The 11,693-nt window shown below is 68.6% G+C and carries 11 protein-coding genes; 3 read left to right on the top strand and 8 right to left on the bottom strand.

The window, feature by feature from the left end; all coding sequences use genetic code 11:
- The 5 genes from AC07Z7_RS24110 to AC07Z7_RS24090 form a co-directional block, all read right to left on the bottom strand.
- Window positions 1-1,183: HlyD family secretion protein (locus AC07Z7_RS24110; RefSeq protein WP_494767909.1), on the bottom strand; the 1,183-nt coding region annotated here is incomplete at its 3' end.
- Window positions 1,184-1,243: 60 nt separating this feature from the next.
- The gene (locus AC07Z7_RS24105) at window positions 1,244-2,719 is read right to left on the bottom strand and encodes an efflux transporter outer membrane subunit (RefSeq protein ID WP_207253417.1); all 1,476 of its coding nucleotides are present in this window, start codon (window positions 2,717-2,719) and stop codon (window positions 1,244-1,246) included.
- Between the two features lie 63 nt (window positions 2,720-2,782).
- Entirely contained in the window at window positions 2,783-3,295 is a 513-nt protein-coding gene (locus AC07Z7_RS24100; RefSeq protein ID WP_252661394.1) for a MarR family winged helix-turn-helix transcriptional regulator, read from the bottom strand.
- 215 nt (window positions 3,296-3,510) lie between these two features.
- The gene (locus AC07Z7_RS24095; protein WP_207253419.1) at window positions 3,511-4,158 is read right to left on the bottom strand and encodes a zeta toxin family protein; all 648 of its coding nucleotides are present in this window, start codon (window positions 4,156-4,158) and stop codon (window positions 3,511-3,513) included.
- 6 nt (window positions 4,159-4,164) lie between these two features.
- A complete protein-coding gene (locus tag AC07Z7_RS24090; RefSeq protein ID WP_207253420.1) occupies window positions 4,165-4,503 on the bottom strand; it encodes a TA system antitoxin ParD family protein in 339 nt (112 codons plus the stop codon).
- 135 nt (window positions 4,504-4,638) lie between these two features.
- On the opposite strand from AC07Z7_RS24090, the gene AC07Z7_RS24085 reads away from it, so the two are divergent.
- Window positions 4,639-5,592: a ketopantoate reductase family protein gene (locus AC07Z7_RS24085; RefSeq protein ID WP_207253421.1), complete on the top strand. Its 954-nt coding sequence runs from the start codon at window positions 4,639-4,641 to the stop codon at window positions 5,590-5,592.
- Between the two features lie 12 nt (window positions 5,593-5,604).
- Here the strand turns inward: AC07Z7_RS24085 and metE are convergent, their stop codons facing one another.
- On the bottom strand, window positions 5,605-7,995 hold the full coding sequence (gene metE / locus AC07Z7_RS24080; RefSeq protein ID WP_207253422.1) for a 5-methyltetrahydropteroyltriglutamate--homocysteine S-methyltransferase: 2,391 nt from the start codon (window positions 7,993-7,995) through the stop codon (window positions 5,605-5,607).
- Between the two features lie 108 nt (window positions 7,996-8,103).
- On the opposite strand from metE, the gene AC07Z7_RS24075 reads away from it, so the two are divergent.
- Window positions 8,104-9,030 carry a LysR family transcriptional regulator gene (locus AC07Z7_RS24075; RefSeq protein WP_219733314.1) on the top strand — a complete coding sequence of 309 codons (927 nt, stop codon included), beginning with the start codon at window positions 8,104-8,106 and terminating at the stop codon, window positions 9,028-9,030.
- On the opposite strand, the gene AC07Z7_RS24070 is transcribed toward AC07Z7_RS24075, so the two are convergent.
- Window positions 9,022-9,438, bottom strand: a complete 417-nt coding sequence (locus AC07Z7_RS24070) for a nuclear transport factor 2 family protein (RefSeq protein ID WP_207253423.1) — start codon at window positions 9,436-9,438, stop codon at window positions 9,022-9,024. The genes AC07Z7_RS24075 and AC07Z7_RS24070 overlap by 9 nt on opposite strands.
- A 93-nt stretch (window positions 9,439-9,531) precedes the next feature.
- Between AC07Z7_RS24070 and AC07Z7_RS24065 the strand changes: the two genes are divergently transcribed.
- On the top strand, window positions 9,532-10,398 hold the full coding sequence (locus AC07Z7_RS24065; protein ID WP_207253424.1) for a LysR family transcriptional regulator: 867 nt from the start codon (window positions 9,532-9,534) through the stop codon (window positions 10,396-10,398).
- Window positions 10,399-10,499: 101 nt separating this feature from the next.
- On the opposite strand, the gene AC07Z7_RS24060 is transcribed toward AC07Z7_RS24065, so the two are convergent.
- Window positions 10,500-11,468, bottom strand: a complete 969-nt coding sequence (locus AC07Z7_RS24060; protein WP_207253425.1) for a 2-hydroxyacid dehydrogenase — start codon at window positions 11,466-11,468, stop codon at window positions 10,500-10,502.
- Window positions 11,469-11,693: the final 225 nt, after the last annotated feature.

The raw sequence follows: 11,693 nt of genomic DNA, 5'->3' as shown, positions 1-11,693 counted from the left end.
TGATGCGCGCGATCAGCTGGTCGGCGTCCTGCGCTACCTTTTCATAGACATCGGTCTGCATCGGCTTGGCCGGCGCGGCGGCGGCCATGGCGGCGCCTTCCTCGCGGCGCACGTCGACCTTGACGGTCATCGACAGGCCCACGCGCAGCGGGTGCTCGGCCACTTCCTTGGGGTCTAGGGCAATGCGCACGGGCACGCGCTGGACCACCTTGATCCAGTTGCCGGTGGCGTTCTGCGCGGGCAGCAGCGCAAAGGCGGCGCCGGTGCCAGCGCCCAGGCCCGTCACGGTGCCGTGGTAGACCACCTTGGTGCCGTACACGTCGGCCTCCAGCTCGGCAGGCTGGCCAATGCGCAGGGTCTTGAGCTGGCTTTCCTTGAAGTTCGCGTCCACCCACAGGTCGTTCAGCGGCACCAGCGTCATCAGCGGGGCGCCCGCCTGCACACGCTGGCCCACCTGCACGCCCCGCTTGGCCACATGGCCATCCAGCGGGGCGACCAGCTGGGCGCGCTGCACGGCCAGGTAGGCCTCGCGCACGCGGGCCGAGGCACGCGCCACGTTAGGGTGCTGCTCGATGGACGTGCCCTCGGTCTGCGTCTGGCTGGCTGCCAGCTGCTCTTGTGCGGCCAGCACGGCCGACTGGGCGGCGGCCACGGTGCTCTTGGCAGCGGCCAGCTGGGCAGTGGCGTGCTGGAACTCTTCCTTGCCCACGGCGCCGCTGGCCATCAGCGGGGCGCGGCGGTTCACGTCGTCCTGCATGCGGGCGGCGTCGGCCTGGGCGCGGGCCAGGTCAGCGCTGCGCAGGCTGACCTGGGCCTTGAGCGTGGCGTTGTTGGCATACAAGGTGCGCACCTCGCGCACGGTCTGGGCCAACTGGGCCTCGGCCTGCTCCAGCGCCACGCGGGCGTCGGCGGGGTCCAGCTTGACCAGCAATTGCCCGGCCTTCACGTAGTCGGTGTCGTCCGCGCCGATGGACACCACGGTGCCGCCGATCTGCGGCGTGATCTGCACCACGTTGCCCGCCACGTAGGCGTTGTCGGTGGTCTCCACATGGCGGCCATTGGCCCAGTGCCAGCCGCCCCACCCGATGGCCGCCAGCGCGACGGCGGCGGCAATGAGGGTGAGGCCGCGGCGGCGGGCGGTGTTGGCTTCGTTGGCGGTGAGGGGTTCGCTGTGGGCGGTCATGGCAGTGTTCTTTCAGGAATGTGTTGTTGTGTTTTTGGATGCGTGTGGTGTGGTGGCCGGTCAGTGCGCTGCGGCGGTGTGCAGCACCGCTGTGTCATCGGTCCAGCCGCCGCCCAGGGCCTTCATCAGCACCAGGCGTGTGTCGAGCTGGCGAGCGCGCAGGTCCACGGCCAGGCGGCGCTGGGCCAGGACCTGGCTTTCGGTGCTCAGCACCACCAGGTAGTTGCCCAGGCCCGCGCGGTAGCGTTCTTGTGCAAAGCGGTAGGCTTTTTCGGCGCTGGCCACAGCCTCGTCTTGCAGGGCCTGCTGGCGGGTAAGCGACTGGATGGAGGCCACGGCGTCGCCCGCTTCCTTCACCGCATCGAGCACGGCGGCGTTGTACTGGGCGATGGCGGCGTCCAGCTCGGCAGCGCGGCCGCCCAGCTGTGCGCGCAGGCGGCCGCCGTCAAAGATCGGCAGGCGCAGCGCGGGGGTCACACCCATCTGGCGCGAGCTGCCGTTGAACAGCCGGTCCAGCCCCAGCGAGTTCAGGCCAATGAACGCGCCGATGTTGATGTTGGGATAGAACTCGCTGCGTGCGCTGTTCACGCCCTGCGTCGCGGCCTCCACGCGCCAGCGCGCGGCCACTACGTCGGGTCGGCGGCCCAGCAGGTCGGCACCCAGCACCTCGGGCACGGCGGTGGGTTGCAGTGCGGCGAGCTGCGGCGTGACCGTGGGCAGCGCGTCGGGCGCCTGGCCGGTCAGCACGGCCAGCTGGCGGCGGGCCAGGGTGATCTGCTCGTCCAGCGCTTCGATTTGTGTGCGGGCATCGGGCACAGAGGCCTGGGCCTGGGTCAGCTCGACCTGGCTGTCCAGGCCTGCAGAGGTGCGCTCCTGGGTGAGCTTGCGTTGCTCTTCGCGCTGCGCCAGCGCGCGCGTGGCCACGTCGCGCTGGGCCACCAGGCGGGCCAGCGCCACATAGCTGCGCCCCACCTGGGCGGCCAGGGTGTTGGCGGCGGCGGCTGCATCGGCCTGGGCGGCGCGGGCCTGGCCCAGGGCGGCCTGCAGCTCGGCGGCGTGCTGGCCGAAGAAGTCGGGCGACCAGCTCAGCGTGGCTTGCACGGTGCCGCTGTTGTAGGTGTTGCCGGCGATGGGGGCGGGCACCAGCCCGTTGGCGGTGTAGCGCTGGCGGGTGGCGTCCACGCCCAGGGTGGCCTGCGGACCGTTGGCGGCCTCACGCACCTGGCTCAGGGCCACGGCTTGCTCCAGGCGGGCGCGACTCACGGCCAGGCTGGGGTTGCCTTGCAGTGCGGTGTCGATCAGGGTGTTGAGCTGCTCGTCGCCCAGCGCTTTCCACCACTGGCTGGGGGCGGCGGTGTCGGTGGCTGCGGCGTTCAAGCCCACGGCAGAAGGGGTGGTTTGCGCCAGCGGCGTGTGGGCCGGGCCGGGGCTGGCGCAGCCCACCAGCAGGAGGGCGGCGGCCAGCGCCAGGGCCGATACCGCGAAATGCGCGGTCAGGGCCGAGCGGGTGGAGGGCAGGGGGGATGGGGTGTTCACGGGGTTCTCCAGAATGGTTTTGGGGTGTTGTGTGGAGGAAAACGGTGTGGGCTGTCTGTGTGTTCAGTCGGCGTCTGCGCCGCGCTGCTGGCGCAGCGCTTCGCCATTGGCCAGCATGCGGCGCAGCAGGCGCAGCAGCAGTTGCCATTCGTCATGGGTGAAGTCGCTCAGGTGGCCGTTGAGCACGTCGGCCAGCACCGGGGGCACCTGGGCAGCTACCTTGTCGCCCTCGGGGGTGAGCGCCAGTTGCACCACGCGGCGGTCGGTGGTGGAGCGCTCGCGTGCCACCAGGCCCTTGGCCTCCAGGCGGTCCAGTGCGCGGGTCATGGAGGCCGGGTCGGTCTCCAGGTCCCGCGCCAGGCTGGCCACGGTGGTGGTGGGGCAGCGCGAGATCTTGAACAGCGGCAGCCACTGGGCGTAGGTCAGGTCGTGGGTGGACAGCTGCGCATCGGCCTGGGTGCGGATGGACGTCATCACCTTGCGCATCAGGTAGCCCACGCTGTTTTCGGGCTGGAGCTGGGTGGGGCTGTAGAAGCCCGGGCCGGGCTGCGACGGCGAGGAGGTGTTGGAAGTCATGGAGGGTGAATTTAATTGACTAGACAATGATTGTCTTGGCAAATAGATAACACCCGCGATGTACTCAGGGTTTTTGCGGAGTCGTGGTTGCTATCAAAGAAATAGCTGCGAATGAATACAGACGTGCGCAGGGCCCCAATTTGGCGTTGAGCCGACGGCACAGCAGATGAGAGTGGGCCGCCTGCACAGGCCCGTGTAGCGCGTGGACGTATCGGCTATTGGCCGGTCAGGCGCTGCGCCCAGGCGGGCAGCGGCTGGGCCAAGGGCGTGACCTGGGCGGGGGAGCACACGGCCACCAGCTGCGGCCCGGTGCTGGTGCCGGTGGCCTCGGCAGCGTCATACAGATAGGACACATCCGCCTGCCGCACGGCCCGGGCCAGGTTGTCCATGGTGCGGGGGTAGCGGGCCAGGATGCGTGCGGGCGGTACCGGGTGCCCACCTTCGCGCACACGCTGCGCCACGCGGGTCAGCAGCCGGGCCGGGTCGTCCAGCGCCACGATATACAGGGCCACGGTGTAGCCGCAGCGCTGGGCCTCTTCGATGAGCTCCAGTTTGGAAGGGTGCGAAAACACGGTTTCGCTGGCGAAGTCGGCGCCTTCGCGCAGCAGGGCGGCGCGGCGCGAATCGGCCCATTGGCGGGCGGCTTCGGACCGGGCTTCGGGGTCAGCAATGTGCTGCAGGTGCGCCTGTTCGTAGAGATCGGCGTTCACAAACTCCAGCGGCGGGCCCAGGATGCCTTCGCGCACCAGGGCGCGGTACAGCGTGGATTTGCCCGCGCCGTTCGGGCCTGCCAGCAGGTGGAGCCAGCGGGGTGGCGTGTTGTGGCGGGACGGCGGGGAGGGCTGCCGGGCGGGGGCTACCATGCCAAGTCAGACGACAGGGGCGGCTTTGGCCTGGTTCTCCAGCACCACTTCACGCACCCGCTGGGCCAGCGTGCCGCGCGTTTGGGCTGCCAGCAGGCGGGCGGTGAGGGCGTCCACCGACGTGGGGGCCTCCAGGGTGGCGGTGCGCGCCGCTGCGGCTTCGTACTGCTCAATGGCGCTGCGGGCTTCCTGCACGCTCAGGCCCGTGTGTTCCACGATCTGGCCCAGCGTGGCCCAGTATTCGATCTGGCTGGCCACCGAGCGGCGCATGGGCTGCGCGGCCTGGCGGGCCTGCTCCACCAGGTGGGCGGGGAGCTTGACGGAAGAAAAGGCAGTGGCGGACATGGCGATCTCCTGATTGGCGCATTTTGCGCCAATCGGGTGGGGGTTGCAAGGCGCTCGGTGGGCGGGTGCAGACTCCTAGGGCGATACCATGGCTTGCCTTCCGTCCTTTTTCCAATCACCGCCGAACATCCGCCCATGACCGCTACCCCCACCCCCTCCGCTGTTCCGTCTGCCACCCCGGGCTTGCGTTTTGCCGTGATGGGCGCGGGCGCTGTGGGCTGTTACTTTGGTGCCTTGCTGGCCCGGGCGGGCCATGCCGTCACGCTTATCGGGCGGCAGGCGCATGTGGAGGCGGTGCAAAAGCACGGCCTGCGGCTGCAGACTGCCGTGCTGGATGTGCAGGTGCCCCTGGCGGCCAGCACCGAGGCCAGTGCCGTGCACGGCGCAGACGTGGTGCTGTTCTGTGTGAAGTCGTCCGACACGGAAGATGCCGCGCGCCAGATACGCCCGCACCTGACACCCGGCACGCTGGTGCTGACCTTGCAGAACGGCGTGGACAACGACGAGCGCGTGCGCGCCGTGCTGCACGCCAGCACCCCCGTGGCCGCCGCCGTGGTGTACGTGGCCACCGCCATGGGCGGCCCCGGGCATGTGGTGCACCATGGCCGGGGCGAGCTGGTGATTGCACCTTCGCCGCGCAGCGACGAGGTGGCCCGCCAGCTCACGGCGGCGGGCATTCCCACCCAGGTGTCAGACAACGTGCGTGGCGCGCTCTGGGCCAAGCTGGTGCTCAACAGCGCCTACAACGCGCTGTCGGCCCTGTCGCAGCAGCCCTACGGCCCGCTGGTGCAGGTACCCGGCGTGACGCAGGTGATTGCCGACATCGTGGCCGAATGCCTGGCCGTGGCGGCGGCCGACGGGGTGACGATTCCGGGCGATGTGCAGGCGGCCGTGCGCGGCATCGCCAGCACCATGCCCGGGCAGTATTCGTCCACCGCGCAGGACCTGGCGCGTGGCAAATCCACCGAGATCGACCACCTGAATGGCTACGTGGTCAAGCGCGGCGCCGCTTTGGGCGTGCCGACACCGCTGAACCACGCGCTGCAGGTGCTGGTCAAGCTGGCCGAGATGAAGCGCGCTGCGGGCTGAACCGGGGGGCCGTCAGGCCAGCGCCGCCTCTTCCAGCAGCCGCTCGCGCACTTCCTGCGCGGCCTTCACCATGTGGCGCAGGGCGGCTTCGGTCTCGGGCCAGCCCCGGGTCTTGAGGCCGCAGTCGGGGTTTACCCAGAGGTGCTCCACGGGCACCACCTCGGCGGCTTTTTCGAGCAGCGCGGCCATCTCTTGCGCGCTGGGCACGCGGGGCGAGTGGATGTCGTACACGCCGGGGCCGATCTCGTTGGGGTACTTGAAGTCCCCAAAGCCCTGCAGCAGCTCCATGTCCGAGCGGCTCGTCTCAATCGTGATCACATCCGCATCCATGGCCGCGATGGCGGGCAGGATGTCGTTGAACTCGCTGTAGCACATGTGCGTGTGGATCTGCGTGTCGTTGCGCACGCCGCTGGCACTGATGCGGAAGGAGCGCGTGGCGCGCTCCAGGTAGCTCTTCCACCCCGCGCGGCGCAGCGGCAGCCCTTCGCGGATGGCGGGCTCGTCGATCTGGATGATGGCTATGCCAGCGGCCTCCAGGTCGCACACCTCGTCGCGGATGGCCCAGGCGATCTGGTCGGCCGTGGTGGCGCGGGGCTGGTCGTCGCGTACAAAGCTCCATTGCAGGATGGTGATGGGGCCGGTGAGCATGCCTTTCATGGGTTTGGTGGTCCGACTCTGGGCGTACTGGGTCCAGGCGACCGTCATGGGCGTGGGGCGGGACACGTCGCCGTAGATGATGGGCGGCTTCACGCAACGCGAGCCATAGCTTTGCACCCAGCCGTTGGCGGTGAAGGCAAAGCCGTCGAGCTGCTCGCCAAAGTATTCGACCATGTCGTTGCGCTCGGCTTCGCCGTGCACCAGCACGTCGATGCCGAGGGCTTCCTGCTTGCGCACGGCCAATTCGATTTCGGCCTGCATCTTCTGATGGTAGTGCGTGGCATCGAGTGCGCCGCGTTTGAAGGCGGCGCGTGCGGCGCGGATCTCTGCCGTCTGCGGGAACGAGCCGATGGTGGTCGTGGGCAGCAACGGCAGCTTCAGCCGCGCGCGCTGGGCCTTTTGCCGGGCGGGGAAGGCGCTGGCGCGCTGGTCGGCCCCCGGCGCGGCGGCAGCGATGCGGGCGGCCACGGTGGCGCGGTGCACACGCGGGCTGGCGCGGCGGGCGGCCAGGGCGGTGCGGGCGGCGTGCAGTTCATCGTCCACCGCCGCCTCGCCGTGCGACAAGGCGGTGGCAAGCACGCGCAGCTCATCCAGCTTTTCCACCGCAAACGCCAGCCAGGACTTCACCTCGGCGTCCAGTTGCGTTTCGGCCTCTAGACTGAACGGCACATGCAGCAGCGAGCACGACGGTGCCAGCCACAGCTCGCCCTGGTGCTTGTCGGCCACGGGCCGCAGCTTGGCCAGGGCAGCATCCAGGTCAGCACGCCAGATGTTGCGGCCATCCACGATGCCCACCGACAGCACCTTGTGCGAGGGCAACCAGTCGGCCACGCCCACCAGCTCGTCGGGGGCGCGCACGGCATCCACATGCAGGCCGGCCACGGGCAGCTGGCAGGCCAGGCGCAGGTTCTCGGCCAGGGGCGAGAAGTAGGTGGCCAGCAGCAGCTTGGGCGCGCTGCGCGCCAGTTGCCAGTAGCTGGGCTCAAAGGCATGGCGCCAGGCGTCGGGCAGGTCCAGGCCCAGGATGGGCTCGTCCATCTGCACCCATTCCACGCCCTGCGCCTTCAGGCGAGCCAGCACGGTTTCGTACACCGGTAGCAGGGACTCCAGCAGGCTGAAGCGGTCAAAACCTGCCGCCTTGGATTTGCCCAGCCACAAAAAGCTCAACGGCCCCAGCAGCACGGCCTTGACGCGGTGGCCCAGCGCCTGGGCCTCGGCCACCTCGGCAAACAAGCGCTCGCTGGCCAGGTGGAACTGGGTGTGGGCGCTGAACTCGGGCACGAGGTAGTGGTAGTTGGTGTCAAACCACTTGGTCATCTCCAGCGCGGGTTGGCCGGTGGTGGGGTGTTTTGCGGTGCAACCGGCGCTGCAGCCTTGGTGGTTTTCGGCTTGGGCCGACACGCCCCGCGCCATTGCAAAGTAGCGCGCCAGTTCGGGCGCGTGGGCGTCAAAGCCAAAACGCGCAGGCTCGCAGCCCAGCAGCTGGATGTGGTTGGCTACATGGTCGTACAGCGCAAAGTCGCCCACGGTCACAAAGCCGAGGCCCGCATCGGCCTGCGCCTGCCAGTGCAACTGGCGCAGCTGGGCGGCGGTGGACTGCAATTCGGCTTCGGTGCTGTCGCCGCGCCATAAGGATTCGAGCGCAAATTTCAGCGCACGCTGCGCCCCCATGCGCGGAAAGCCCAGGGTGTGCGTGAGCACGGGGCGGCGGGTGGCGGCGGTTACGGCGACTGCGGCGAGCGACATGGTGATTTCCTTCTTCTGAATGGAGCAATGCAATGAAGGCACCGATGGTCGCGTGGGCTCGTTTATTATTCAAACGAAAGTTTTAGTCGATCAACTTGAAAATTAATAATGAACCAGTCGATCCTGGAAGTGCGCCACCTGCGAACCCTGGTGGCCTTGCGTGACAGCGGCAGCCTGGTGCGGGCCGCGCAACTGCTCAACCTCACGCAGTCGGCGCTGTCGCACCAGGTCAAGCTGCTGGAAGACCGCTACGGCCAGCCGCTGTTTGAGCGCAAATCGGTGCCGCCGCAGTTCACCGCCGTGGGCGAGCGTCTGCTCGCGCTGGCCGATGCCATGCTGCCGCAGGTGGAAGGGGCCGAGCGCGACATCGCACGCCTGATGCTGGGGCAGGGCGGGCAGATGCGCATTGCGGTGGAATGCCACACTTGCTTTGACTGGCTGATGCCCGCCATGGACGCGTTTCGCACCCGCTGGCCCGAGGTGGAGCTGGACATCGTGAGCGGCTTTCATGCCGACCCGGTGGGCCTGTTGCACCAGGGCCGGGCCGATGTGGCCATCGTGTCCGAGGTGGATGCCGACGAGGCGGGCGTGGACTATCACGCGCTGTTTGGCTTCGAGATCCGCGCGCTGCTGGCCAACACGCACCCGCTGGTGGCCAAGCCGCACCTGGTGGCGCAGGACTTTGCCGACCAGACCATCATCACCTACCCCGTGCCCGACGAAATGCTCGATTTGATCCGCCAGGTGCTGGAGCCCGCTGGCGTGCGCCCCCCGCGCCGTACCACCGAGCTGACGGTGGCCATGCTGCAGCTGGTGGCCAGCGGGCGCGGCGTGGCGGCGCTGCCGCTGTGGGCGGTGCAGAGCTATCTGGACCGGGGATACGTGACTGCCAGACCGATTGGCGACAAAGGCCTGCGCGGCGAGCTGCACGCCGCCTGCCTGCCCAGCCTGTCGGCCAAGCCGTATCTGCAGGACTTTGTGCAGGTGACGCGCGAGACGAGTTTTGTGACGCTCAAGGGCGTAGAGCTACTTTGATGATGGATCCGGCGCGTACTTGTCGCCCACTTCTTCGCGCAGCGGGTGCGTGTCGTAGACGATGTTCATGTCGCGGATGCGTGTGCTGCCCGCGTCAAACGTGAACACATCCACGCAGGTGAAGGTCACCTCGCGGCCGTCGTTCAAAGTCCAGTCGTAGCGGAAATAGGCGGCGACCCGCACGGCGCCGCTGTTGTCTGGCTGGGCGGACACGAACAGATCCAGCACGGTGATCACGCTGCCGCTGGAAGCCTGGGCCAGCTTCTTGAAAAAGTCGCTCGCGCGCATGGTGCCCAGAAACGGCGAGTGCACCACGCCATCGTCTTCAAAGCAGGCAATCAGCCCGTCGGTATGGCTGGCATGCAGGTGGGCGAGGTAGGTGCGGACGGTGTCGAGTGGCGTGGTCATGGGCAGGAGCGTGGTGAAGAAAGAAGCCCAGAGCTTCGCCCCGCCCGGCGGCTGCGACAAGAGACAATGGCGCCTCATACATAAAAGCTGCTTATGTATCTGCGCTACTTGCACTACCTCCAAGCTGTCATCGACCAAGGCTCGTTTGCGCGCGCGGCGCAGGCCTGTGGGGTGTCGCAGCCCGCCATCAGCCAGGGCATGAAGGCGCTGCAGGCGCAGTTCGACACGCCCCTGCTGGTGCGGGATGGGCGCCGTTATGTGCCCACCGACCTGGCCCGGCGTGTGGTGGCCGAAGGCGCGCCGCTGGCCCAGCGCATCGACGCCTTGCCGCTGACCGGCGCGGGCGCTGCAAACCGCAAGGTGTTGCGCGTGGGGCTCACGGCGTCCGCCGCGCTGGTCTGTGGGCCGCTGCTGTATGAGGCCTGGTGCCTGCCGCAGCCCCAGCGTTCACTGGAGATGACCACCACCGACGAGGGGAGCCTGCTGGCGGGCCTGCTGCATGGCAGTTTCGACGCCGTGATTGCGCCCCGGCCGCGCCAGTTTGCCCATCCGGATGTGGTGCAGTGGCGCTTGTACGAGTTGCAGCCGCAAATTTATGCACGGCGCCGCCACCCGCTGGCGCAGGCCCGGTCACTGGCCGATTTGCAAGGCGCCGCCTGGGGCTGTGTGGGCCCCAGCGTGAGCGGCCCGGTGGACGTGCTGACCGAGGCGCACCGCGTGCGGCGCATGCCCGCGCCGCGCATGGCCGTGCGCTGCCCGGACTTTGCCAGCCTGCTGAACCTGGTGGTGGGCTCGGACCTGCTGGCCGTGCTGCCACACCCCGCGCTGCTGGGGGCTGCGGCAGAGCAGGTGGTGCCGCTGCAACTGGCCGAGGCGCTGCCGCTGTATGGCATGTGGCTGTTCGAGCGCAAGGCGCGCAAGCCCCGCCTGGGGCCGGAGGTGTTTGCGGGGCGGGTGTGAGGCAGGGGCGCCCGGGTGTGGAGCTTGATGCTATTCATTTGATAGCTAATTAGGCTTGATGGACGAGCGCAAACGGCCTAAAAAGCTTGAAAAGCCAACGATCAGCCAGCCACCGTGCCTGGCACCGGCACCCGCACGGCGCCAGAGGTATAGAACGCATGCAGGTTCTCCAGCACCAGGTCCGCCATCGCACGGCGGGTTTCGTGCGTAGCGCTGGCGGTGTGGGGGGTGAGCACCACGTTGTCCAGCGTCATCAGGGCGGCGGGCACATGGGGCTCGTTGTCGAACACGTCCAGGCCCGCACCGGCGATGCGGCGCTCGGCCAGGGCGTCGATGAGCGCCGCCTCATCCACCACGCTGCCACGCGCCACGTTGATGAGGTAGCCCTGAGGGCCCAGGGCGTCGAGCACATCGCGGTTGACCAGGTGGCGCGTGCCCGCGCCGCCCGCTACCGTCAGCACCAGGTAGTCGGCCCATTGCGCCAGTGCGGTCAGCGACTCGAAGTAGGGTAGCGCGCAGCCCTCGGCCGGGCGGCGGTTGTGGTAGCCCACCTCCATGCGGAAGCCCGCCGCGCGCTCGGCCACGGCCTGGCCGATGCGGCCCATGCCCACAATGCCCAGGCGCTTGCCCGACACGCGCGTGCCCAGCGCAAACCGCGCCTTGGGCCATTGGCCCTGGCGCACAAACCGGTCGCTGGCGGCAATGCCGCGCGACACGTCCAGCATCAGCGCAAACGCCATGTCGGCCACACAGTCGTTGAGCACGCCGGGCGTGTAGCCCACCTGCACGCCCCGGGCAGTGGCGGCGCCGATGTCGAGCGCGTCAAAGCCCACGCCAAAGCTGCTGATGACCTGCAGATGGGGCAGGGCGGCGATCACCTCGCCCGTGAGCCCGATGGACGCCGTGGTGACCACGCCCGAAAACTCCGCGCCGTGCGCCGCCAGAAAGCCCTGCGGGTCGGCCTGGTCGGCCAGGCAGGCCACGCTGTAGCGCGCGGCCAGTTCGGTTTCGAGGGCGGGCAAGGGCAGGCGGCCGATTTGCAGGAGGCGGGGTGTGGCGTGCGTCGTCATGGAGGTTGACAGATGGGTGCAGAGAAGAGGTGGCATGGCAAGCGCTGCCAGACCTGGCAGCGCTGCATCGCAAAAAGGAACGGATAGTGGCAGAGAACACAGGGCCGTGTGCGGCCCTTTGCGCGTAGGCTCCTGCCGTTCGGTGCCCCTTACTGCGGCCCAAGCTTCTTGATCAGCGCAGCCAGCTCTTCCACCTCATGGGGCTTGAGGTCCGTCAGCGGCGCC

It is taken from the genome of Acidovorax sp. GW101-11A03 (genome assembly GCF_059424825.1).
The sequence above is the reverse complement of the archived record's forward strand: the minus strand, read 5'-3'. Positions and strand labels throughout refer to the sequence as shown.

Excerpts from the sequence above, each read along its gene's own strand:
- AC07Z7_RS24100 (WP_252661394.1), bottom strand. The coding sequence starts at position 3,295 with ATGACTTCCAACACCTCCTCGCCGTCGCAGCCCGGCCCGGGCTTCTAC.
- AC07Z7_RS24095 (WP_207253419.1), bottom strand. The coding sequence starts at position 4,158 with ATGGTAGCCCCCGCCCGGCAGCCCTCCCCGCCGTCCCGCCACAACACG.
- AC07Z7_RS24090 (WP_207253420.1), bottom strand. The coding sequence starts at position 4,503 with ATGTCCGCCACTGCCTTTTCTTCCGTCAAGCTCCCCGCCCACCTGGTG.
- AC07Z7_RS24085 (WP_207253421.1), top strand. The coding sequence starts at position 4,639 with ATGACCGCTACCCCCACCCCCTCCGCTGTTCCGTCTGCCACCCCGGGC.
- metE (WP_207253422.1), bottom strand. The coding sequence starts at position 7,995 with ATGTCGCTCGCCGCAGTCGCCGTAACCGCCGCCACCCGCCGCCCCGTG.
- AC07Z7_RS24075 (WP_219733314.1), top strand. The coding sequence starts at position 8,104 with ATGAACCAGTCGATCCTGGAAGTGCGCCACCTGCGAACCCTGGTGGCC.
- AC07Z7_RS24070 (WP_207253423.1), bottom strand. The coding sequence starts at position 9,438 with ATGACCACGCCACTCGACACCGTCCGCACCTACCTCGCCCACCTGCAT.
- AC07Z7_RS24065 (WP_207253424.1), top strand. The coding sequence starts at position 9,532 with ATGTATCTGCGCTACTTGCACTACCTCCAAGCTGTCATCGACCAAGGC.
- AC07Z7_RS24060 (WP_207253425.1), bottom strand. The coding sequence starts at position 11,468 with ATGACGACGCACGCCACACCCCGCCTCCTGCAAATCGGCCGCCTGCCC.